Annotated in this window: 21 protein-coding genes and 1 tRNA gene; 11 read left to right on the top strand and 11 right to left on the bottom strand. The window is 65.5% G+C overall.

Translation table 11 applies throughout. The annotated features are described in order from the left end of the window. Positions 1–44: 44 nt before the first annotated feature. Complete coding sequence (ribB, locus tag ACJYUO_RS09760) at positions 45–755, bottom strand: 3,4-dihydroxy-2-butanone-4-phosphate synthase (protein ID WP_494345181.1); 711 nt, start codon at positions 753–755, stop codon at positions 45–47. Continuing rightward, positions 752–1459, bottom strand: a complete 708-nt coding sequence (locus ACJYUO_RS09755; RefSeq protein ID WP_494345180.1) for a DUF120 domain-containing protein — start codon at positions 1457–1459, stop codon at positions 752–754. Before ACJYUO_RS09755 ends, ribB begins: the two co-directional genes overlap by 4 nt. A 297-nt stretch (positions 1460–1756) precedes the next feature. Here ACJYUO_RS09755 and ACJYUO_RS09750 point away from each other — a divergent pair, with 297 nt between their 5' ends. From ACJYUO_RS09750 to ACJYUO_RS09725, 6 genes are read left to right on the top strand one after another with little or no spacing between them, the layout of a single operon-like run. Then, a complete protein-coding gene (locus tag ACJYUO_RS09750) occupies positions 1757–2920 on the top strand; it encodes a glycosyltransferase (protein ID WP_494345179.1) in 1164 nt (387 codons plus the stop codon). After that, on the top strand, positions 2917–4113 hold the full coding sequence (locus ACJYUO_RS09745; protein WP_494345178.1) for a glycosyltransferase: 1197 nt from the start codon (positions 2917–2919) through the stop codon (positions 4111–4113). The genes ACJYUO_RS09750 and ACJYUO_RS09745 overlap by 4 nt, the downstream gene beginning before the upstream one ends. Beyond that, a complete protein-coding gene (locus ACJYUO_RS09740; RefSeq protein ID WP_494345177.1) occupies positions 4110–5204 on the top strand; it encodes a glycosyltransferase family 4 protein in 1095 nt (364 codons plus the stop codon). The genes ACJYUO_RS09745 and ACJYUO_RS09740 overlap by 4 nt, the downstream gene beginning before the upstream one ends. Continuing rightward, entirely contained in the window at positions 5201–6691 is a 1491-nt protein-coding gene (locus ACJYUO_RS09735) for a sulfatase-like hydrolase/transferase (protein ID WP_494345176.1), read from the top strand. The genes ACJYUO_RS09740 and ACJYUO_RS09735 overlap by 4 nt, the downstream gene beginning before the upstream one ends. After that, positions 6688–7809 (top strand): sulfatase-like hydrolase/transferase, encoded by a 1122-nt coding sequence (locus ACJYUO_RS09730; RefSeq protein WP_494345175.1) that lies wholly within the window; start codon positions 6688–6690, stop codon positions 7807–7809. Before ACJYUO_RS09735 ends, ACJYUO_RS09730 begins: the two co-directional genes overlap by 4 nt. Further along, a complete protein-coding gene (locus tag ACJYUO_RS09725; RefSeq protein ID WP_494345174.1) occupies positions 7806–8723 on the top strand; it encodes an alkaline phosphatase family protein in 918 nt (305 codons plus the stop codon). The genes ACJYUO_RS09730 and ACJYUO_RS09725 overlap by 4 nt, the downstream gene beginning before the upstream one ends. A gap of 137 nt (positions 8724–8860) precedes the next feature. Here the strand turns inward: ACJYUO_RS09725 and ACJYUO_RS09720 are convergent, their stop codons facing one another. The 3 genes from ACJYUO_RS09720 to ACJYUO_RS09710 form a co-directional block, all read right to left on the bottom strand. Continuing rightward, positions 8861–9004 carry a hypothetical protein gene (locus ACJYUO_RS09720; protein ID WP_494345173.1) on the bottom strand — a complete coding sequence of 48 codons (144 nt, stop codon included), beginning with the start codon at positions 9002–9004 and terminating at the stop codon, positions 8861–8863. 107 nt (positions 9005–9111) lie between these two features. After that, positions 9112–10428, bottom strand: coding sequence for an RNA-guided endonuclease InsQ/TnpB family protein (locus tag ACJYUO_RS09715; RefSeq protein WP_494345172.1), 1317 nt, complete (start codon positions 10426–10428; stop codon positions 9112–9114). Positions 10429–10896: 468 nt separating this feature from the next. Continuing rightward, positions 10897–10971: transfer RNA gene (locus ACJYUO_RS09710), tRNA-Met, on the bottom strand. 270 nt (positions 10972–11241) lie between these two features. On the opposite strand from ACJYUO_RS09710, the gene ACJYUO_RS09705 reads away from it, so the two are divergent. The 3 genes from ACJYUO_RS09705 (at position 11242) to ACJYUO_RS09695 (ending at position 15196) form a co-directional block, all read left to right on the top strand. Next, positions 11242–12255 (top strand): glycosyltransferase family protein, encoded by a 1014-nt coding sequence (locus ACJYUO_RS09705; RefSeq protein ID WP_494345171.1) that lies wholly within the window; start codon positions 11242–11244, stop codon positions 12253–12255. 64 nt (positions 12256–12319) lie between these two features. Continuing rightward, positions 12320–13732: a sulfatase-like hydrolase/transferase gene (locus tag ACJYUO_RS09700; RefSeq protein ID WP_494345170.1), complete on the top strand. Its 1413-nt coding sequence runs from the start codon at positions 12320–12322 to the stop codon at positions 13730–13732. Positions 13733–13753: 21 nt separating this feature from the next. Next, on the top strand, positions 13754–15196 hold the full coding sequence (locus tag ACJYUO_RS09695) for an oligosaccharide flippase family protein (protein ID WP_494345169.1): 1443 nt from the start codon (positions 13754–13756) through the stop codon (positions 15194–15196). On the opposite strand, the gene ACJYUO_RS09690 is transcribed toward ACJYUO_RS09695, so the two are convergent. The 3 genes from ACJYUO_RS09690 to ACJYUO_RS09680 all read right to left on the bottom strand — a co-directional run bounded on the left by ACJYUO_RS09690 (position 15193) and on the right by ACJYUO_RS09680 (position 17567). Further along, positions 15193–16014 carry a histidine kinase gene (locus ACJYUO_RS09690; RefSeq protein ID WP_494345168.1) on the bottom strand — a complete coding sequence of 274 codons (822 nt, stop codon included), beginning with the start codon at positions 16012–16014 and terminating at the stop codon, positions 15193–15195. The two genes, ACJYUO_RS09695 and ACJYUO_RS09690, sit on opposite strands and share 4 nt — an antisense overlap. Positions 16015–16118: 104 nt before the next feature. Next, positions 16119–17138, bottom strand: coding sequence for a 4-demethylwyosine synthase TYW1 (twy1, locus tag ACJYUO_RS09685; RefSeq protein WP_494345167.1), 1020 nt, complete (start codon positions 17136–17138; stop codon positions 16119–16121). 93 nt (positions 17139–17231) lie between these two features. Continuing rightward, complete coding sequence (locus ACJYUO_RS09680) at positions 17232–17567, bottom strand: hypothetical protein (protein WP_494345166.1); 336 nt, start codon at positions 17565–17567, stop codon at positions 17232–17234. 188 nt (positions 17568–17755) lie between these two features. On the opposite strand from ACJYUO_RS09680, the gene ACJYUO_RS09675 reads away from it, so the two are divergent. Both ACJYUO_RS09675 and ACJYUO_RS09670 read left to right on the top strand, forming a co-directional pair. After that, a complete protein-coding gene (locus ACJYUO_RS09675; RefSeq protein ID WP_494345165.1) occupies positions 17756–18118 on the top strand; it encodes a hypothetical protein in 363 nt (120 codons plus the stop codon). A 31-nt stretch (positions 18119–18149) separates the two neighbouring features. After that, entirely contained in the window at positions 18150–19121 is a 972-nt protein-coding gene (locus ACJYUO_RS09670) for a hypothetical protein (protein ID WP_494345164.1), read from the top strand. A 54-nt stretch (positions 19122–19175) separates the two neighbouring features. Here ACJYUO_RS09670 and ACJYUO_RS09665 read toward each other — a convergent pair whose 3' ends face one another. Genes ACJYUO_RS09665 through glpK form a run of 3 tightly spaced genes read right to left on the bottom strand, consistent with a single transcriptional unit; the run spans position 19176 to position 22523 of the window. Continuing rightward, positions 19176–19856, bottom strand: coding sequence for an HAD-IIB family hydrolase (locus tag ACJYUO_RS09665; protein ID WP_494345163.1), 681 nt, complete (start codon positions 19854–19856; stop codon positions 19176–19178). 48 nt (positions 19857–19904) lie between these two features. Next, positions 19905–20978, bottom strand: coding sequence for a DUF7973 family transport facilitator (locus tag ACJYUO_RS09660; RefSeq protein WP_494345162.1), 1074 nt, complete (start codon positions 20976–20978; stop codon positions 19905–19907). 3 nt (positions 20979–20981) lie between these two features. Continuing rightward, positions 20982–22523: a glycerol kinase GlpK gene (gene glpK / locus ACJYUO_RS09655; protein WP_494345161.1), complete on the bottom strand. Its 1542-nt coding sequence runs from the start codon at positions 22521–22523 to the stop codon at positions 20982–20984. Positions 22524–22723 lie beyond the last annotated feature (200 nt).

Below are 22723 nucleotides of genomic sequence, written 5' to 3'. Positions count from 1 at the left end.
CGGAATACCTCGTTCTCGAGCCGTCGATGTTCGTTCGCCCTCTCTCAGCCGAGGCGCTCGAGGACCTCGCTGCCCTCGAGGTAGGCGAAGTCGTGCCGTTCGGCGTAGGCGCGGGCGTCGGCGGGCGAGAGCGCCGCCCCGGTCGCGTCGTCGAGCATTTCGCAGACGACGACGGCGGGGGCGAGGTCGGCGGCGTCGGCCAACGCGAGGCCGAGTTCGGTGTGGCCCTCGCGCTGGGCGAGCAGGTCGGGCGCGCCCTTGAGGAGGTGGACGTGACCGGGGACCCGAAACGCCGACGCGAACTCGGTCGCCTCGGGTGCGGCGGCGGCCTCGCCGAGCGCCCGGATGGTCGTCGATCGATCGTCGTCGGTGATGCCGGTGTAGGTATCCCGGTGGTTGACCGTCAGCGAAAACGACGAGCGGTCGTCGTAGCCGAGTTCGTGGTCGGCTGTCGCAGGGTGGTCGACGGCCTCCGAGTAGAACGGCAACTCGAACGCCTCCGCGATGTCGTGGCCGAGCGCGACACAGACCAGTCCGCCGGCGTCGTTGCGAAGCCGGGCGACGGCCTCAGGCGTGACGGCGTCGGCATGGTAGATCAGGTCCGTCTCCCCCTCGCGGTCGGCCGCGTCGTGGACGAGGATCGGTTCGCCCGCTCGAAGCGACTCGAGGGCGTGTTCGAACGACCCCGCAACGTTCGTCGATCCCGCGGCGCGTCCCTCGGCGTTCGACTGGGGACCCGCGTGGTGGCCAGTCATTCCCGATCACCGACCGAGACGGTGATGTGATCGCCGTCCTCGAGGCTGAGTTCCTCGCGGAGCTTGTCGGGGGCGATGACCTCGAGCTGGTCGTCGTCGTGGTGGGTTCGTTCGGGGGCGATGGTGTAGGCGTCGTCGTAGGTGTCGCCGTCGGCCGTCTCGATCGTCGCCGGGTAGCAGACGGCGGGGCCGTAGGTCCGGTCGTCGGACTCCCAGCCGTCGATGGGGACGGGCTCGAGCGAGGCCATGGCGCTGCGCCGGCGGACGCTGTCCTCGCGCAGGTCGACGTTGAGCGTGCCGGGGAACGGCTCGTAGCCCAGCCGCTCCTCGAACTGGCGCTGATACCCCGGCAGGGAGATGTAGTGGCGACCCTCGCCCATGCCGCTGGTGACGGTCCCCTCGAGGGAGAGCCGGGAGTCCGTCTCGAAGATGCGGCGGTAATCCTCGTACTCGGCGTGGAGCGTCTGCTCGCCGGTCTCGGTGATCGCGACCCACTGGCCGTCGCTGACCGTATCCCGCTCGAGTAGGTCGGCGCTCTCGAGCCGTTGCAGTCGCCGCGAGGCGGTCTGATTCGACGCGTCGAGGCGGTCTGCGAGGCGAGAACAGGAAATCTTCACGTCGCCCTCGAGTCCGCCCTCGAGTGCGAGGAGTTTGAGCACGGCGAGTTCGTCGTGCCCGACGGCGGACTCGGCTAGTACTGACATACCCGAATCTATACCGTAGCCCCGTAAAAGCATATCGGATGTGGGATGCGTCACGGAACTGTGACGCAGTTCACAAGCGTTTACCGCGTACTCGACGGTTGGCGAGCGGGTGGAAAAAGCCACCGGTCCGGTGGGATCGTGCGCTCTCCCCGCCGTCGATCGACAGCAGTCCGACCGAATCGATCCGCGAGGCGATCACGGACCCCTCAAAGTCGACGACAGTAACGGCCGTCGTCCCTTGCACAATGCAAGGAGACTGGCTTTCAGCCGGTCCGTTGAGCGTTTAGCCGTACCTGCATGAAGCGTTTCCTCGAGGCTCTGTTCGGGTTAGTTGCACTGACCGGCCTCCCCTATCTGATCTACCTCGGCGTGTACTACCTCCGACGGCCGTCGGGGACGCCCGCCGACACGTGGTCCCAAGAGCCATCAGTGAGCATCGTCCTCCCCACGTACAACGAGGCGGCGATCGTCGAATCGAAACTCGAGGAACTCGTCGAACTCGACTACCCGATGGAGCGGGTCGAAATCGTCGTCGTCGACTCGAGCGACGACGGGACGGCGGAGTTGGTCGAGACGTTCTTCGCCGGGCGTTCGGAGCCGGAGCTGACGCTCATCCGCGAAGACGAGCGCCAGGGGCTCGCGGTCGCGCTGAACGAGGCCTACGCCGCCGCCGACAACGAGGTCGTCGTCAAGACCGACTGCGACTCGCGGCTCGCACCCGACGCGGTCCGGAAGGCGGCCGCGAACCTCGCTGATCCCGTCGTCGCGGCGGTGACCGGTCGCAACGCGGACGTCCTCGGCGGCAGCGGCGTCGAGCGGGGCTACCGGGACATCCAGACGATGATCCAGATCCTCGAGTCCCACATCGACTCGACGCTGATCTTCCACGGGCCGTTCTCGGCGTTCGAACGCGACGCGATCGTGCCGATCGACGAGGACTCGATCGCCGACGACACCGAACTCGCGCTGAAGATCCGGCGCAACGGCGGCCGCGTCGTCTTCGATCCGGCCATCCACTACAAGGAGGCCGCCCACTCGGCCTTTGGCAAGCGCCGCGAGCAGAAAGACCGGCGCGCGATGGGGCTGCTCCGACTCCTGTGGCGACAGCGCGACGCGCTCGGCAGCCACGGGGCCTACGGCCGTGTCGTCCTCCCCTTTAACTGGTGGTTCATGGTGGTCTCGCCGTGGCTCGTTGCGGCGGGGATCGCGGTAGCCACGCTCGGCTCGCTGGCGATCCTCGGACCCGCCGGACTGCTCACGCCGGCCGGCGTCTTCGCGTTCACGGCGCTCGGCTCCCGCGACGCGCTCGGCCCGCTCCAGCCGTTCTACTCGCTGTTCGACACCCAGATCTCGCTGCTCCGGGCGAGCGTCTCGCTGCTCCGCGCTCGAGCCGACGGGGACAGCGAGACCCACGACGGCACGTGGTCGACCGACGACGAGCTCCGAGAGGTGTTACAGTGACCGACGTCGCCCTCCTCCACGACCGCTTTCCCGGCATCGGCGGCGGCGAGGAGTTCGCGCTCGAGGCCGCGCGGGTGCTCGACGCGCCGATCTACACTGCCTACGTCGCCGACGGGACCGAGATCCCCGACGATATCGAAGTTATCCCGTTCCAGCAGACCAAATACACCTCGCTGCCGTGGCGGCCGTTCCTCGAGTGGAAAAACGAGGGGATGAACCCGCTCGAGACGCTGAACGTGGCGCTGGATATGACCGACGCCCACCCCGACCTCGTCGACTACGACGTGGTCCTCGAGAGCGCGCCGCTGTCGAAGTACTACGTCCCCGCGGTCGGCCAGCGGATCGTCCACTACCCGCACAGCCCGCCGCGGTGGCTGTACGACCTCTACCGCGACCGGCTCTCGTCGTTCGACCTGCCGTTCGTCGAGACCGGGCTCAAGGCGTACGCAAAGGGGTGGCGGGCGCTGGACAAGGAGGCCAACGACTACGTCGATCAGTTCGTCGCGAACAGCGAGTTAGTGCGCGATCGCATTCGGCGGTTCTACGACCGCGACGCGACGGTCGTCTACCCGCCGGTGACCGGCGACTGGCGTAACGACGGCGATGACGGCTACTTCGTGACGTGGTCCCGGCTGGCCCCCGAGAAGCGGATCGACTTGACCGCGAAGGCCTTCGCGGGACTGGACGAACGACTCGTCATCGCGGGCGACGGCAAGCAGCGCGGGCAACTCGAGGAATTCGCGGCGAACTACGACAACATCGAGGTCCGCGGCTACGTCGAGGATATCGAATCGCTCGTCGCGCGCGCTACCGCGGTCGTTTACGCGCCGAAACAGGAAGACTTCGGCCTCGTCGGGGCCGAGGCCATGATGGCCGGCAAACCCCTGCTCGGGGTGAACGAGGGATTCACGCGGTATCAAGTGCAGGACGGGCGGACGGGGCTGTGCTTCGAGCCGACCGTCGCCTCGATCCGAGAGGCGGTCCGCCGGTTCGATCCCGACGACTTCGACGCCGGCGAGATCCGCGAGGAGGCCCGGCGCTACGAGTACGATCGCTTCGCCGCGGGCCTGCGCGAGGTCGTCGAGCAGACGGCGGCCGGCGACGCCCCACCGGACCCGGAGCGAGAAGCGGGCCGTGCAGACGACAATCGAGAACCCGGCCGACCGCGTGCCGAGGGGGTGCTTGATCAGTGACCGCGCGGACGACCGCACGCGATCGAAACGAGGACTCGAGGAAGCAGACGGTGACCGAGCCGTCTCAGACACAGCGAGCGGCGACGAGCGATCGGTGTCTGCTCTATCAGAACAGCGACGCACACCCGGCTCACCGGGTGTTCGCCGACGCCGTCGGCGCCGACCGTCGCCACTTCGAGACCGGCGCGCGTCCGTCCGAATCGGACGGCAACACCGAGCGGACCGTCGACCGGCTCCGGACCGCCGGGACGCTGCCCGCGTACGACACCGTCATCGCGGAGGGGAGCGCACCGCTCCAGACCGGGCTCGCCTACAAGCTTCGTCATCCGGAAACGACCCTCGTCTACCTCGCCGCGGACGAGACCTTCTATACCCTGTCCGAGCGGCCGACGCGATTCTTCTGGCGCGGACTGAAGCCGCTCTCGAGCCGGCTACTCGACGGCGTGATCGCGGTCGGCAGGGACGCCTACCGCTGGGGGCAACCGTACCTCGGCGACGCCCCAGTCGCGTACGTCCGGCCGCCGATCGCCGACGAGAAGTACGAGCGCCTCGCGGCGCTCTCCCCGAACTCGCCCGCGGATCCGTTCACGATCCTCACGGCAGGCGAGGCAAAACCCGCGAACGGCTACGATCGACTGGCTCGAGCCGTCGAGCGATTCGCCCGGACCGTCGATGCCGACGTTCGGCTGGTCATCCTCGGCGAGGGCCACGAGGCCGAAGGGTACGCAGACAGATCCCACGTCCTCACGCCCGGATTCGTCGACCTCGATACCTTCGCCGACTGGTTCGACCGCTCGAGCGTCTACGTCCAGTCCTCGCGGGGCGACGCGTTTCCTGTCGCCGCACTCGAGGGAATCCTCTCGGGAACGCCGACGATCGTCACCGAGGCGACCGGCGTCCGTGAGCTCCTGCCCGCCCGACAGGTCGTTCCGCCGACCGAGGCGGGCCTGTTCGACGGACTGACGGCGTTCGCCGACCTGTCGCCCGCGGAGCGGCGGTCCGTCGCGAGCGACCAGCGGGACCTCGTCACCGACCTGACCGAATCGAACCAGCGAGACCGCTTCAGCGCCGCACTCGAGCGATTCATATGACCGGAGACGCCCGCCCGAACGTCGTCGTCCTCTGTCTGGACACCGTCAGGAAAGACGTCTACGACCAGTACGCCACTCGCCTCCGAGAGATGGCGACCGTCCGCTTCGAGGGGATGCGGGCGCTCGGCGGCTGGAGCGTCCCGAGCCACGCCGGGATGCTGACCGGGGCGGTCCCCTCGGAGACGGGCGTCCACGCCCACCAGCGTCGGTTCGACCCGATCGACGTTGCGGACACCTGGATCGCGCCACTCTCGCGGTCGGGCTACGAGTCGGTCTGCGTCTCGTCGAACATCTACGCCAGCCCCGTCTTCGGGTTCGACCGCTTTTTCGATCGCACGATCCCCATCTCGCCGAGCCGCAGGCTGCCGGCGGGCATGGACGTCCAGCGCCATATCTCCGATCGCTCGACCGACGGCGTGGAAGCCTACGCCGATTTCGTCCGGCAGGCCCTCGCACACGACCACCCGCTGCGGTCGCTGGCCAACGGCGTCCTCCTCAAATTGGACGACGTGAGCCGGAAACTCCCGATCGAGAAACCGACCGACTTCGGCGGCCGCGCGATCGCTCGCACCCTCGAGCGGGAGGTCACCGAACCCGACGGCCCGGTGCTCGCCTTCGCCAACTTCATGGACGCCCACGGTCCGCACACGCCGTTTCGCGGGTTAGACAACTCGATCCACGGCGTCTCAGCCGACTTCCACTCGAGTACGTTCCGCGATTCGGACGTGAACGCCACGGACGGCCTCGGCGAGTTCGGCGCGGACATCGAGCGCGTCCGCCGGCTGTACGCGGCGACGGTCGACTATCTCGACCGGATCGTCGCCGACCTCGTGACCGCATTGGCGACCGGCGACGACCGCGACTCGATCGTGATCGTAACGGCGGACCACGGCGAGAACCTCGGCTACGAGTCGGATGGCTCACTCATGAATCACATGAGCAGCCTCTCGGAGGCGCTGTTGCACGTCCCCTTCGACGTCATCGCGACCGGTGATCGGCCCCTCGATCTCGCGGTCGACGACACTCGAGCCGACGAACAGGGCGCAGCAATCGGCGACACTGCCCGTTCGGTCGATGTCGACGGGCTCAGTTCCCACGCAGACCTCGGTGACGTGGTCCGCTCGCTCGCAGGCGAGGATCCCTTCGATCCGTTCGCCTTCGAGCGCGAGCGCGCCCGTGCCGAAATCGTCGGCTCCGGCTCCGGCATCCCCGAGGGCGGCGACGAATCCTACTGGGACCGGGGACAGCGAGTCGTCTACCGGGGCGATCGGAAGTACTACCGCGACCAGCTCGGCACCGAGGCGGTGTACGACGTGTCCGGACCGCCGTCGAAGCAGGTCGAACGCCCGGACGAGACGGTCCCGGACGGTCTCTTCGCGTCCGCATTCGGCGACTGGGTCACTGACGGCGACCACGACGAGCAGGCGTTCGGCGAGGACGTAGACGCGGCGAGCCGCGCGCGACTGGAGGACCTGGGATACCTATGAACGACCACACGACGGACACGACCCTGTTAGTCACGGTCGACTCGCTCAGAACCGACCACGTCCAGTACATGCCCCGAACCCTGGAGTTCCTGGACGAGACCCACGACGCCGCCTTCGCCACGAGCACCGCAACGCCCGGCAGCTTCCCGGCGATCATCGGCGGGGAGTATCCGGCCGGGAACGGGCTCGAGTCGGCGGCCAGCGTCGCCCACGAGTTCGACGCCCCCAGCGTCGGGATCACGACGAACCACTTGCTGTCCCAGGAGTACGGCTACGCGGCCGGCTTCGACTCGTTTACGTCGCCGAAAGGCGGCGGCGAGTCGCTGAAAGACAAGGGCGCAATCTTGCTCGAGCGGGGCTCGCTTCCCTACAAGGTCGCCAGCTGGGGCTACAACCGATACCAGCAGCTCCGGAGCTACGTCGAGGAGACCGAGAAGTCGTTCCGCCCCGCGGACGAGGTGGTCGACCAGTTCCTGACCGAGACCGACGACCGCGAGGAGTGGTTCGGCTGGCTGCACTTTATGGAACCCCACCATCCCTACGACCCCGACGGCGCGCCCATCGATCGAGCGACGGCCCAGCGGGTCACCCGCCGCGTCCTCTCGGAACGCGGCTCCGAGGACGACGAGGCCCTCGTCCGAGAGCTCTACCGACGGGAGATCGGCGAACTCGATTCGGTACTCGAGACTCTCTGGAACGCGATTCCGGACGGTACGCGAGTCGTCTTCTGTGGCGACCATGGCGAACTGCTCGGCGAGGACGGCTTATGGGGCCACCCCGGCGAGATGCGCCCGGAACTCCTGAACGTCCCGTTCGGCACGCGGAACGCTCCCGATCTCGGCGACGTGGTCTCGCTGGTCGATGTCCCGACGGTCCTGACGGGGACCGAACACGGCGTCGGCACGCTCGAGCGCGACACCGCCTTCGCCGCCTACGGGGACCAGAAAGCCGCCATGAACGCCGCCCACATCGCGACCGGCGACGGCACGTATCGACTCGACGACGGCGAACCGGTCGACGACCCCGCTCTCGAGCGGGAACGCGACCGGTTCGATCCCGCCTACGTCGTCAAGGAAGAAGCGCTACAGGAAGATCTGGAGGATCTCGGATACGCATGACCGTCGTCGTCCTCGCGCTCGACGCGCTCGATGCCGGGTTGGTCGACCACTTCGACCTCGACGCCGTCCGCCTCGAGTCCGGCGGCGAGATCGAGACGTTTGCGAACACCCAGGACGTTCCGTACACGCCCGAGGTCTGGGCGACCGTCGCGACCGGGCTCGAGCCGGCCGAACACGGGATCACCGGCGGCGGCACGAGCGAGTGGGGAAATCCGGCGCTCGATCTCGCATCGGCGGTCACCGGCCACCTCGACGAGTCGACGCGGGGGACGCTCGGCAAACTGGTTCGCTCCCGCACCGGCAACCGCGAGCGAATCGGCGAGACGGACCGCGACTCGATGTTCGACGCCGACGGCGCGGTCGTCCACAATTGGCCGGGCGTCCACGACGGGCAACCCCTCCAGCGGGCGTGGGATCTGATGAACGCCGTCGCGGAGGGGATGCCCCGCAGCGAGTTCGAGCGCGAACTGTTCGGGCTCTGCGCCCAGCAGTTCGGCTGGGCCCGCGAGATGATCGCACACCCGGTCTCGATCGCCGGCGTCCACGTCCACACGCTGGACGCGGCGGGCCACGCCTACGCCGACGACGAGGCCGCACTGGGCCGCGCCTACGAACGCGTCGGCGAGTTCGTCCAAGAAATCGTCGCCGCCCTCGGCGAGGACGACGACCTCCTCGTCGTCAGCGACCACGGCATGCGAACCGAGTTCTACCCGCCCGACGCCGGCGAGAAACCGGCGAGTCACTCCTGGCGGGCGTACGCGAGTTCGACGGCGGACACCCACCCGAAATCGGTATTCGACGTGCGGCGATGGGTCGAGGAACGCGCGGCGGAATCCGGGGCTGGCGCGTCCGACGGCGACGAGGGGATCGACATGCCGACCGAGCGCCTGCGCGAACTCGGCTATCTCGACTGATCGGTACTGATGACGTGCTGTGGCGCGCGCTGATTGGTCCTCGAGTCTTCGGATTCTGAACGAGAGACTCTGTTGAGGTCTCACAATGCAGACAGCATGCAGTAAGAAACACCTGATCGCTGAAACCTCCGTATTACTCACTCTTTTTCGTCTCTCTGCTCCGCTTTCACCGCTTCAGAAAACACGCCTGTTAGGACGTTTGATAACCGCTCAGCGCCGATCTCATTGATTGCTTCTGCCGCCCGTTTCGCTTCATCCACACCATCTTTGTTGTCGCTCATACTACCAGACAGCCACTTGTGGTGAATATAGATTGTGCTGCTTCTTGACATCCTCCTCCGCGTGAACGCGGAGGAATCCCACGGCACCGCACCGCTGGATTGGGATATTAAGGTTTGCAGTCTACCACTTGAGCCTGCGGTTGGAATCCGCTGGACAAGTCATGAAGGTAGACTCCGGGCTGTGCCAACCAGCCGCTACTCCTATCCTCGTCCAAACTGGGCGAAGACTCGGAGTTACTTTGATTGATGTCGAGACGGATGTTCTCCGCCCCATTCACGTCAGCGTTGAACGCCGCATCACACGTCTTGCACACGTACAAGCCACGCTCAACACGCTGATTATCGTCTTCTCTACCGCAGACACAACACGTCTTGCTCGTGTCGCGCTCTGAAACCTCTACGACTTCGATACCCTCGGCCTTTGCCTTGTATTCGAGGATGTTGGTGAAACGGTCGAACGCCCACCCATGCAGGTCGAGGTTGCCGTGACGACCCCAGTTCTTTGACTCGCCGTTCTCGACCTCACGAACACCAGCGAGTTTCCCGATGTTGATTCGACCCACTTCTTGCTCGACACATCGTTCAACGATGTGTTTGGCTAAGGAGTGGAAGAAGTGGGTTCGACGCTCTGACCACTTCGCGTGCAATCGAGTTGCTTCTTGGCCGCCTGCATCGTCACACTTGGCGATTTCTTTCGGGAAGTAGTACCCGTCCTGTTTCAGGCGGTTGCCGGGGTACAGGTCGGCGTCCTCGGTACTGTACGCGACGGCGGCGAAGTTGCAGATACCGAGGTCAACACCTGCCGTCTCATCACCGGGGGCGTCGGGTGTCTCCACTTCGTGCTTACACACTAAGTGCAGTTCCCAGCGCCCTTTCGCCTTGTCGTAGACAGCCCTGACTTGTTGCAGGTTCTCGACGGTAACTCCGGGGTGCGTTTCGTATTCGACAAGGATGTATTCCCATGCTCGGGGGTGTTCCTTGTGATTCGCTCCTTTAGAGAGGCGCACTCGCCCGTTGTTGGTGTCGTGACGAATGCCTTTCTGCTTCCACGTCACCGTGCTGCGCGGGTGTTCTTCGTGGACACGGCGGCCTTCTGAGTCGTAGTAATTTTTCTTGCGGTAGCCGGGCGGATTCGCACGAGAATCGTTCTTGCGCTTTTGCTTCCACGAGTTGAAGGCTTCAGCGAGTTCCTCCAGAACGCGCTGACTGGACTGTGAGTGCAATCCTTTGTACTTGTTGTGAGTCTTCAACTCGCCCTTCAAGTCCGAATCGTCTGGAATCTCGCCCGTCTCATCCCACACTTGGCGAGAATGATAGTTTGCAACGTTCCAGAGCTTTGACGCACTCCACCCGTGCCGGTCGAGCGAGTCCTCTACCTGACTGTGGTTGAGGATTTTCGCTCGGTAGGTGCGGTGGATATGCATCGTGGAACACTTCCATAACAGGTTATGTGGCGTTCTGTTGTAAAAGTTCGGATTCGGGCGTGGAATATCCAGTCGGGCTATCGACGGTGGATTGTGGAGGAGTTGTCGGTATTCTCCGTGCCCTTTATAACCTGTACTGACAGTAGCTGACAGAAATATATGATTTGATGGAGACATAATAAGACAAACGGTATCAAGAGTTACTGCTCACCTCGAGACATCGCGGGAGGTAGATTTGAACCACGCCGACTTCGGTCGCTTCGCTCCCTCGTCGTCTACTTCAAATCTACTCGTCGTATTTTCGACGCTCACGCCACTCGTCACTCCGTTCCTCGTTATTGTTCGCGTCGAAAAGTAGCGGGAGGTAGATTTGAACCACGCCGTCACCCTCACTCCGTTCGGGTGCCGTCTGGTTCAAACGACCACCGTGCTATGGATGGCGCTCACGAGTTTGTTCGCGCCAAAACATAGCGGGAGGTAGATTTGAACTACCGATCTGCGGGTTATGAGCCCGCCGGAATCTCCTGGCTATCCCATCCCGCTATCTGTCCCTCTCTGCTGGCCGCGATTAAGGGTTGGTATTTAGTCCCGTCACAGAACGACCGGGGCTCGCTCGTCGTGTGGATTGGGACGGAACTGTCAGTAGCGGATTACTGTGCGAAGATCACCCACGAGTTGGTCCGTTCAACGGCCCGCTCGAGGCAGTTCGGCTCGAAATTGTCATCCACGACGGGCCGTTCCAGCACCGACACAGGGCGTTGGCGGCCTGTAGCCCCCGCATAATTATGGCCCGTTCCGGTGGAGTCGGGTGCAATGCGAATCCTGCTTTTGCGGACGTGGACGACGAACATCGGGAACGGCTTCATCGACTACGGGGCGAAGGCGATGCTCGAGCGGGCGTTTCCCGACGCGGAGATCGTCGAGACCGGTGGCTATCCGAACCACGCGTCGGATACCGCGGCGCTGTGGCGAGGCACTCGCAAGTTCGAACGGATGGCGGGCCGCGGAGCGGACTACGAGTCGCCGACCCACTCGATTCGGCGAAATACGGTGAACGTTAGCGAGCTGATCGACGCCGATCTGGCCGTCCTCCCGGGCTGTGTGCTCTCCCGGGCGACGTTCCGGAAGTACTACGACACGCTCCGGCAGCTCAGGGAGCGAGGGACTCCGATCGTCGTCATCGGCGGCGGTGGCGAAAAGTACGACGCCGACGAGCGGAAATACGTCGAGGCTGTCTTCGACGCGCTCGATATCGAGGTCCTGCTCACGCGGGACCGAACCGCCTACGAGGAGTACGGCGACCTCGTAGAGTACCTATACGACGGCATCGACTGTTCGCTGTTCCTCGGCGACGCTCACCAGCCGCCCGAGGCCAACCGGGAGTTCAACGTCCATACGTTCGATAAGGGTGAAGAGCCCGATGTCGACGGCGTGTCGGCGTCGACGATCATTCGACCCGATCACGCGCCCTTCGACGAACCGTACCACTTCCCGGTCGGCGAGCGAGCCCGGGAACTGCTCGGTCTCGAGCGGCCGCTGTTCGAAGAGGAGAACGTCTTCGTCTCCGATCTCGTGACCGACTACCTCTTCCTCTACGCCAACGTGGACGTGGTGCGCTCGGATCGAATCCACGCCTGCCTGCCCGCCCTGACCTACGGCAATCGGGCGCAGTTCTACTTCGACACGCCGCGAGCGAACCTCTTCGATCGGGTGCCGATCGACGGCGACGTCACGAGCGAGCCGGTCCGATTCGACATGGACGAACTCGAGCGCGAGAAGGACGCCCAGATCGAGGCGCTCGAGGAAGGGGTCACGACGGTCCTGTGAGCGTGACTGTGACCGTGTCCGCTTCTACTGCCGGGGGCAGCTTCTTTATCAGAAGGGTGGTAGGGTGAGTGAAATCGCGACCATGGGAGACGAGCCATCCATCGCCCTCGTGGTGCTCGATACCCTGCGGGCGGATTCCTTCGACGAGCACTTCGACTGGCTGCCGGGCGTGCAGTTTCCGAACGCGTGGAGCACGAGCCACTGGACGGCCCCGGCCCACGCCTCGCTGTTCACCGGCCGGTACGCGAGTGAAGCCGGCGTGACGATCAAGTCCCAGGACTTCGACCGGGAGATGACTCGCCTCCCCGAACTGCTTCAGGACCGCGGCTACCGGACGCGGGCGTTCAGCTGCAACGTCAATATTTCGGAACAGTTGGGCTGGCACCACGGGTTCGACGACTTCGATGGCAGCTGGCGACTCAGCGGTCTCGACGAGGACGTTTTCGACTGGGACGAGTTCATCGCCGAACACCAGTCTGACGGTCCCGAACGGTACCTCCATGCGCTCTGGCGGTGTATCGACGACGACTGCGATACGACCCAGTCGCTAAAGCAAGGGGCCCTGATGAAGCTCCGGGACATGGGCGTTGAGAGACGCCACCCCGACGACGGCGCGGCGGAGTTTCTCGAGTACGTTCGAGACCGGTCATGGACCAACAACAGCGAGTTCCTCTTCGCGAATCTGATGGAGGCACACCTGCCGTACGACCCGCCCGACGAGTATCGGACCTATCCGGACGAGGAGTCGCCGCACTTCGACAGCGTGAAAGCCACGCTCGGGGAGCCCTCGGCCGATCCAGAGCGCATCAGGACCGCCTACGACGACGCCGTGCGGTATCTGTCGGACATCTATCGCAACATCTACGAAGAACTCGCCGCCTCGTTCGACTACGTCGTAACCCTCGCCGACCACGGTGAGGCGCTCGGGGAGTACGGCGCGTGGCAACACGGCGGCGGCCTCCATCCGCCGGTGACCCGCGTGCCGCTCGTCGTCTCCGCGCCCGGCTCGAACGCCGACGACCGCACCCTCAACGCGGACGGCGCGGAGCGACAGACGCGGGACGCTCTCGTGAACCTGCTGGACGTCTATGCGACGGTACTCGACCTCGCCGGCATCGAGTCGGGCCACCGCCGCGGCGAGTCGGTTCGTCCGCTGTGCTCGAGCGACCGTACCGACACTGAGCCCCGCTCGAGCGCGCTGCTCGAATTCCACGGCATCTCGAAGCGGCGCGCGCTCGCACTCGAGGAGGACGGCTACGATATCGGTCCCGTCGACCGCGACCGCCACGGCGTCGCGACGGCCGACTGTTACTACTTCGAGGGGCTGTCCGGAACCGAGCTGATCGGCGACTGCGACCCGGCCGCTCTCGAGTCGGAACTCGATCGACTGATCGCCGACCTCGAGCGCCGTGACGGGCTCTCCGAGGCGGATATGGCCGGACTGGAATCCCAGCTCGAGGAGCTGGGGTATCTGTGACGGCGGTCTCGAGACGAACGCATGAGTGACGCAACGTCCGTCAGCCTCGGCGGTGAGACGGTCAAGGCGACGGCCGCGAAGTTCACGATGGCCGCGATCGGTTTTCTCGGCACAATCGTCTTCGCGCGGGTGCTCGGCCCGACCGGGTTCGGCGGTTACTACCTCCTCTTTTCGCTGGTGAAGATCGCCGACCGGGCGGTCAACGGGTGGGGAACGGCGGTGAAAAAGCGGTATTCGGAGGCCGACGCGCCCTCGGGGGAGTTGATCGGCAGTCAGGGGCTGTTCACGGTCGTCTGGATGGCGCTGGCCGTTGCAGTCACCGCCGTCATCTCGAGTTGGCTCGTTTCCTATACGGGACTTCCCGAGGCACCGATCTTGTTCGTCCTCTTGCTGTTTGCGGTCACGCTCTTCGAGCCGCTGGACCTGATCGTTCAGGCGCGCGGCCGCGTCGGGGCCTCGATGTGGACCGATACGCTCCGCTCGCTGCTCACCTTCCCGCTCCAGTTGGGCCTGATCCTGCTCGGGCTCGGCGCTGCGGGCATGGCGTACGGACTCGCCGCCGCGACGTTCCTGACGGTCCCGGTCCTCTGGTATTTCGTCCGGACGCGACCGGTCGCACCGACCCGGGAAACCGTCGCGAACCTCTGGTCGTACGCGCGCTACAGCATTCCGAACTCGTTTCTCGGACAGGCATACGATCGGTTCGACATCATCCTGCTCGGCTATCTGCTCGCGCCCGCGGCCGCGGGCTACTACGAGGTCGCGCTCAAGCTCACGGTGCCCGCGACGTTCGTGACGATGGCCGCCTCGAGCGGGCTGATGGCCCGAGTGAGCCACCGACACAGCGAGGGCGAATCGCTCGGGACCGACATTTCGAACACCCTTTCGTTTACGAGCATCATCGCGATCCCGATGTTTTTCGGTGCCGTCGCGATGCCGGAGCGACTCGTCGTGACGCTGTTCGGGGCCGAGTACGCCGCGGCCGCGGCGCTTCTCGTCGGGCTCGCGGTCTATCAGGTCGCGAAGACCCAAGCCGGCGTCCTCACGAGCGTGCTCTACGGGATCGATCGGCCGGACGTCAACACCCGAATCTCGGCCGTGACGCTCGCGCTCAACGTCGTCCTCGGCGTCGCGCTGACACTCGTCTACGGTGCGATCGGCGTCGTCGTCGCGACCGCCATCGCGGAAACGCTGCGCTACGCCCTCTCGGCGATCGTTATCAAACGCGAGCTCTCGTCGGTCGTCCTGTTCCCGCGGACGCTCGGGGAACAGGTCGCGGCCGGGCTCGTGATGTTCGCCGTGATCGTCCCCGTCGAGCGCGCCGCCGCCGTCGATCACTGGTACCAGCTCCTCGCGGTCGTCGCACTGGGCGCGGCGATCTACGGCCTCACGCTGGCGGCCATCAGCAGAAAGCTCCGCGTCACGATCAAGGGCGTCCTCAGCAGTTCGCGACTCGAGTTCTAGAATTCCCGCCCGATGTACGCACCGATCTCAGCGACGCGGTCGGGATCGTACGTCCAGAAGCCGTCCCAGAGTCCCGGTTCGATCTCGAGACAGACCAGCGCGATGGAGTCGGGCGCGCGGTCGGTCTCGAGCGCCGCGGTCTCGTCGGGTTCGTAGACGACGAACCAGCCGTCCCGGTACTCGGCCCCCGTTCCGGTGTGTCTCGTCACGTCGAGGTCAACCGCCGTCGCCGCGTCGGTCTCGAGTCCGTAGACGTGGACGTCGACATCGGTCGTCGCGAGTTCGGCGTACACGTCTCGCGTGCCGATTTCGTCGTCGATGCGCTCGAGGTGCTGGAACCCGGAGCGGAGCGTTCCGCTGCCGGCCGCCCAGGCGCGCTGTTCGATGTATCGGGAGATGAGGATCAAGAGCAGCTTCTCTTTGTGCGAGCGCGGATATCCGTGGAGCCGCAACCGCGTCTCGTCGAGGGCCGCGAGCACGGCCGGCAGGTCGATCTCGCCGACGCCGCGTGCGCCGGTGACGAACAGATCGGAGTTGATCGCGAGAAGGGAATCGTACAGTTCGCTCATCGGAGAGGCCGCGACCGGGATCCCTTCCTCGAGCAGGACCGCCGTATCGCCGTCTCGCTCGAGCGCGCCGGCGATCTCGGGATCGATCTCGGAATCGACCGGGACCGCCGCACTCGATTCGACATCGATCGGCTGGTTCCCGAACGTGTCGGCGAGCAGGGCCTCGAGGGGGCTCGTCGCCTCGTCGCCAACGACGGCGATTGTCCGGGCGACCGAACCGACCTCGTCGATGAACGATCGAAGCGTCACTGGCGGACGTTCTTCGGTCCGGCATGTAAGTGTTCTCGCCGTCCGAGGATCGATCGCCCCCTCGAGCCGAGGAGCCCCGCGCCGTGGCGGCCGGGTCCGCGCGGTCAGTCGCCGGTAACGGGATCCCGTTCCCAGAACTCGCTGCCCTTCTGGAGTTTCGGGACCCACGTGTCTTTGGTCTTCGAGAGGAGTGCGACGCGAGAGGCCGGCACCCCTTTGACCTCGTCGAACCCGGGCATATACTCCCCGACGTCCTCGGCGAACGCGACGACTTCCTCGTGGTCTGGCATCGCAGACCTGTCGAGACGACCCTGTGAGTGGCCGACGTGCATGTACGCCTTCAGTTCGATATAGTCGGGATCGGCCTGCTGGTAGAAGCCGGCGTACCAGTCGGGATCCCGCATGTTCTCGCCTTTGACGAGCGTCGTCCGGAGCACGGTTCGGGTCTCTTCCTTTTCGGCGAGGACGTCCATCGTCTCGAGGAGCTTCTCCCAGGCGTTGTCTTCCATCGCACCGACGACCTGATCGAAGGTGTGGCGTTCGGGGGCGTCGACGCTGACGTAGAGCTGGGTCGGGTCACAGTCCCGGAGCATCTCCGGCCGGGTGCCGTTCGAGACGAGGAAGGTGGTGATGTCCCGATCGTGGAAGGCCTCGATGAGTTCGGGCAGATAGGGATACAGCGTCGGCTCGCCGTCCAGCGAGATGGCGACGTGGCGGGGCTCCATCGCCTGCTCGAAGACCTCGCGGGGGACCTCCTCGTTGCCGCCGAAGCCCGAGAGCAGCTTCTTCTGCAGTTTGATCGAGGCGTCGACCACCGCTTCGGGATCGTCCCACTGGACATCGTCCATCTCGTAGGAGTGGCCCTGATGGTCGCGCCAGCAGAAGACACAGCGCTCGTTACACCGGACGACCGGCGTCATCTGGATGCAGCGGTGGGACTCGATGCCGTAGAAGATGTTCTTGTAGCACTTCCCCTCGCCGCGCATGGCGTTTGCCGTCCAGCCGCAGGTCTGGGCGGCCGTGTGGTTCTCGCTGTGATAATCCGGGCTCGAGACCTGTGCCGACCCGACACTGTCGCCGTTGGCGTCGTCTGCGTCGGCCCCGGGATTTGCGGAATCGCTCATTTGCCCGTCGTTGGACCGGCCCGGTCAAAAGGTGTGTGGTGTGGGGACCGGCCGGCGCATTTCCGCCTCGCCGGCCATCTCTTCACCGGTCGACTACTCGTCGTCGCGTCGCTCGCTCGAGGAATCGCCGGCAGACTGGTCGGGCAGCACGCGCGGATCGGCGGGTTCGTCGCCGTGTTTCGCGTCATCGCGCTCGAACAGGTACAGCGCCGGACCCGCGATAACGATCACGAGCAGGCCGGGAATCGGAACGTCCGGTGGTCCGAGATACATCACAAGCCCGGTCCCGCAGGTGGCGAATACGAACCCCGCCCACAGCCCCGGCCGCGAGAACTCGAGGCGAGTCGCGTCGCGGTAGACGGCGACGGCGGAGCCGAGGACGATCGCGAACCCGATGACGGCAACGGCGACCGCCTGCAGCGAAACCATACCACATCTTACCACAACGAGGGGAAAAGCGTTCTGAGACCCGTCGTGGCAGGGCCGGTATCAACTCGGCAAAAGCGCGGGCGAAATCGGCTTTCGAGGCCGTTCGCCGTCGTTTCGCTCACCACGGCTCGGTCCCGCTTCCGTACGAAAGCCTCGCCCTCTTGCCCGTTCCGGCCCAAGTCTCGGGCATGATTGGCACGTACACGATCGGCAAGAAAGCGGTCATGTTCGGCTACAAACGCTACGGGATTCCGGGTGCCGTCGCCTCCGGCGGTGCTGCGCTGGCGGGATACCTGATTATTCGCCGAGCCCTGCAGTCGTCGACGAACGACGGGAACGTCGACTCGGCCATCGACGCGGGCGAAATCCAGTCTGCGGTCGAAGAGAAGGGGCTCAGTGCAGTGACGAGCACGGAGACCCTCGACCGAGCGATCAACGAGGACGAAGTCAGTTCGCCCCTCGACATGGACGATGTCCAGTCGTCGGCCGAGAAGGAAACCGACGAGTTCGCCGACGGTACGGGCGAGGACGGCTCGAGCGCCGAGCGTTGAGCCACGCGACGCGATGCTGACTACTACGAGTATGAGCCACCGAGATACCACCACCGAGACCGACGACAGTTCCGCGGCTGAGCGACGCGTTCCGAAAATCGACGACGGACCCCTCTCCGAGGCGCTGGAGGCCGTTCGGCGGGGTGTCGACTCTGGTGTTCCGGCAGGCATCGCGGGATTTGCGACCCTCCTCGGCGGCGTCCGCGCGCTGGGACGCGGCGACCGCAATCAGGGGTACTTAGGGCTGGGTGCGGGCGGACTCCTCGTCGCGATCGCGCTCGACCAGCGGCGGGCCGCCGGCGACCGAGCCGACGTCGACGCGACCGACGTGGTTGACACGACGCCAGACATCGGAGACATCGAGGCAGAAGACGCTGGCGTCGAGCACTACGGCGGCAACGCGGCCAGCGAGGTCGTCGACACCGGCACGGCGATCGACATCGACGATGTGGGCTCGAGTCCCGACGGTGACGGCGGTGTCGACGCGGCGGCTGTCGACCAGACCGACGTCGTGGACTCCGGAATCGGTGAGGAGCGACTCGCCGACGCCTCGAGCGAGTCGTCCGCCGCGGACGAACCCGACGCGGCCGAGCGCGCGGCCCGCGAGTCCTACGAGCAACTCGGCGCGGCGGCGTTCGACGAACACAGCAGCGAGGTTCCGATCCCGCAGGCGGCGTTCGATCGAACCATCCTGTCGCTGCGATCCGAGGTCTTCTGGGGGATCCGCGAGGCCGACGACGCCGTCATCGTCTCGGGGCAGTTCGATCCGATTCAGGACGGCGACGGGATCAGATACGTCGCCAGCTCCGAGGTCGACGGCGACCGACTGCTGACGATTCCCGATCCCGTCTTGAACCACTGGGACACGATCGCCGGCGGCGAGCTGGCCGTCGCCTCCGGAACCGACCTCGCCGTCCTCACGTCCGACGCCCTGCAGGCGAACGACCAACTTCGAATCGTCCCGGAGCAGTGGCTCGAGGGCGTCCTCGAAAACGGCGAATAACGACCGCGGTCGGTTTTCGCGGCCGAGTGTCCGTACTCCTTCCGACCGCTTCGATTATGTGCCGCGAACCCGCTCGAGTACGGCGAGCGTGCCGTCCGCGTGGACCTCCTCGAGCACCTCGTCGGCGGCCGCCGTCGCCCGCTCGTCGGCGTTCGCGACGGCGAAACTCCGTCCAACGGCCTCGAACGTCGAGACGTCGTTGATCGAGTCGCCGACGGCGACGCAGTCCGCGAGGTCGATCCCGACGTGGTCGGCGATCGTTTCGATTCCGTCGCCCTTGGTCGGGTCGGTGTCCTTGACGTGGTAGGCGTAGCCGGTGTCGATCACCTCGAGGCCGTACTCGGCAGCGATCTCGCGCAGCGGCTCGAGGGGTTGCTCCAAGTTGACCGCGATTTCGGTTTCTCGCCAGCGGTTGACGGTGTCCTCCCGCCCCCAGCCGAGGTCGTAGCCGGCGGCCTTGTACGCCTCGACGACGGCGCGGGCGGCCTCGCGGTCGGCGGTGAAGAAGACATCGTCACCGGTGTAGACGACGCCGCCGTTTTCGGCGACGACGAGTTCGGGGATGCCGACGAAGTGACAGAGGGCGACGGGGTAGGGGAAGGCCTTCCCGGTCGCGATCACGACGGGCGCGTCCCAGTCGCGCAGCGGGTCGAAGACGCGGGGGTCGATGCCCCAGCCGTCGGGACGGGTCAGCGTGCCGTCGATATCGAGGACGAGCGGCGGATCGGCGGTCATAGCCGTCACTCGAGGGCTTGACGACCTAAAAGAGTCGGTTCGGAGAGTCTAGAGCCCGAGGTAGCCCGCGTTGGGCAAGAGCCCAGCCAGATACAGGACCCCGATGACGAGCATGAACGCCGCGATGGCCATTGCGGGCGGGTCGACGTGGGTCCCGGAGTGCGAGTAGAACACCCGCTGGGACAGTTCGCCGATAAGGGCGCTGATCGCCCCGAACGCGCCGGCGACGAGCAATACGACCGGATCGCTCCCGACGGCCGACGCCGCGATCACCGCGCCGGTCGATCCGAGCAGGGTGATGTGGTGGGTGACCGGAATCTTCTCGACGCCGAGGTTGAGAAAGAGGAGGCTCATCGCCGAGATCGCATAGCCGAGGAAGATGCTGCCCGTCTCGAGCCAGATGAAGCCGCCGAGGATGCCCCCGACGATGCCGATGGCGGTCACGCCGCTCCACTCGTACTGGTGTGGCAGCCACGGCTCGGTCGCCAGCCGATCGGTTTCGGTGCCGCCGTCGGCGGCCACACGCTTTTCCTCGCGCTCGAACGGCGACATGTCGAGGATGCTCGAGCCGCCAACCTTGCCGACGAGCGGGTAGCCGAAGACGAGTCGAGCGAGGAAGGCCGTCGCCACGACCGAAAGCGCGATGTTGTCCGTCGGGAAGCCGAGCCCGCCCATCACCTGAGTGATGAGCATCCCGAGCGCGCCGAAGATCGCGCCGACCGCGAGGATATCGGGTTTGGTGCCGAACGCGTACAGGATGTCCTTTCCGAAGTGGTAGTCCCAATCGGCTGGTTCCATCTCGGGGTACTTCCGCCCGGCGTAGGCGGTCGCGGCGACGCCACCGGCGAAGGCGATGTGCGGGCCGGTCACCGCGCCGAAGCCGATGGTCCCGGTGATCCCGGTCGCGATATTCCCGGAACCGATGGCCTCGACGCCGCCGAGTTCACCCTCGAGGACGGCGATCCCTTCACCGAGGAAGACGACGAACCCCGTAAAGACGAACGCGGGCAAGGCCCCGAGAGCCGCGCCGAACGCGCCGCCGGCGAGGGCGGCGATCAGCAGGACGGCGAATGCTTCGAACTCCATCCCGATGACGGGAACCTGCAGAAGCGTTCCGAACATGGCTCACTCCTCACCGTCCCGCGCCCAGTCGCGCGATCGATCGACGGCCTCGCTCCAGCGGTCGTATCGCTTGTCCGCCGTGTCGGGATCCATCTTCGGCTCGAACTCCGCGTCGACCTGCCAGTTGCTCCGCAACTCGTCGGGGTCACTCCAGTACCCGACGGCGAGGCCGGCCGCGTAGGCCGAGCCAAGCGCCGTCGTCTCGTCGACGACCGGGCGGACGATCTCCGAGCCGATGATGTCCGACTGGAGTTGACAGAGGAAGTTGTTCTTGACCGCACCGCCGTCGACTTTCAGCGAGCGCATCTCGATGCCGGAATCGGCCTCCATCGCCTCCGCCACGTCCCGAGTCTGGTAGGCGATCGACTCCAGGGTCGCGCGGACGACGTGTTCTTTCCGCGTGCCGCGGGTCATCCCGACGATGGTGCCGCGGGCGCGCTGATCCCAGTGGGGCGCACCGAGCCCAGTAAAGGCCGGGACGACGTAGACGCCGTCCGTCGAATCGACGCTGCGGGCCAGTTCCGCCGTCTGGGCGGGGTTATCGATCAGCGACATGTCCTCGAGCCACTCGATCGCCGCGCCGGTGATAAAGATCGACCCCTCGAGGGCGTACTGGACCTCCTCGCCCGAGCGCTGGAAGCCGATGGTCGTCAACAGTCCGTGGTCGGACGTGACGGCCTCGCTACCGGTGTTCATCAGGAAGAAGGAGCCGGTCCCGTAGGTGTTCTTCGCGTCGCCCGCGTCGAAGCAGGTCTGGCCGAACAGGGCGGCTTGCTGGTCGCCCAGTGCACCCGCGACGGGCACCTCGGCCTCGAGGAACCCGTCCGGATCGGTCGTCCCGTAGGTCTCGTCGTCGCTCGAGGGACGGACCTCGGGGAGCATCGCTTCGGGGATGTCGAACTCCGAGAGGAGGTCGTCGTCCCACTCGAGGTCGTGGATGTTGTAGAGCATCGTCCGCGAGGCGTTCGTGACCTCGGTGATGTGCTCGCCCGTGAGGTTGTAGATCAGCCACGAGTCGATGGTGCCGAACAGCACCTCGCCTTTCGCCGCGCGGTCGTGGATGTCCTCGGGCCGAGAGCGCTCGAGTTTGATCGGATCGGCGTTGTCGAGCAGCCACTCGGCTTTCGTCGCCGAGAAGTAGGCGTCGGCCTCGAGCCCGGTCTTGTCACGAATCGTCTCGACGAGGTCGTCCTCCTCGAGTTGTTCGACGCGGTCGGTGGTCCGCCGGTCCTGCCAGACGATGGCGTTGTGAACGGGCCGGCCGGAGTCGGCATCCCACAGGAGCGTCGTCTCGCGCTGGTTGGTCACGCCGATGGCCTCGAGTTGGTCGGGGCTGACTCCCGCCTGTCCGAGCGCCTGTTGGATGACGGCTTTGGTGTTCTCCCAGATTTCCATCGGATCGTGCTCGACCCAACCGGGTTCCGGGTAGATCTGTTCGTGTTTCTCGTAGGCGTTTGCGACGACCTGCCCCTCGTGATCGAACACGATGAAGCGGGTGCCGGTCGTTCCCTGGTCTACCGCACCGACGTAGGTATTGGCTGTCATTGGTGGTCACCCAGACGTCCACGTGCCATCTTTACCGATGACGCCGTGATACTGGTAAACAACTTTGACGATCATTATAAATGTTATCGATTTCATAAGCTACGTTTCATAAGCTCGAGAGAAATATCGGGCGTCTCGAGCGCTTTACTCGTGGATATCTGGAGAAACAGGAACAGTGACCAGTCATCTCGAGTTGCGGT

This window comes from Natrinema sp. CRL1, assembly GCF_059162405.1.
The sequence above is the reverse complement of the archived record's forward strand: the minus strand, read 5'-3'. Positions and strand labels throughout refer to the sequence as shown.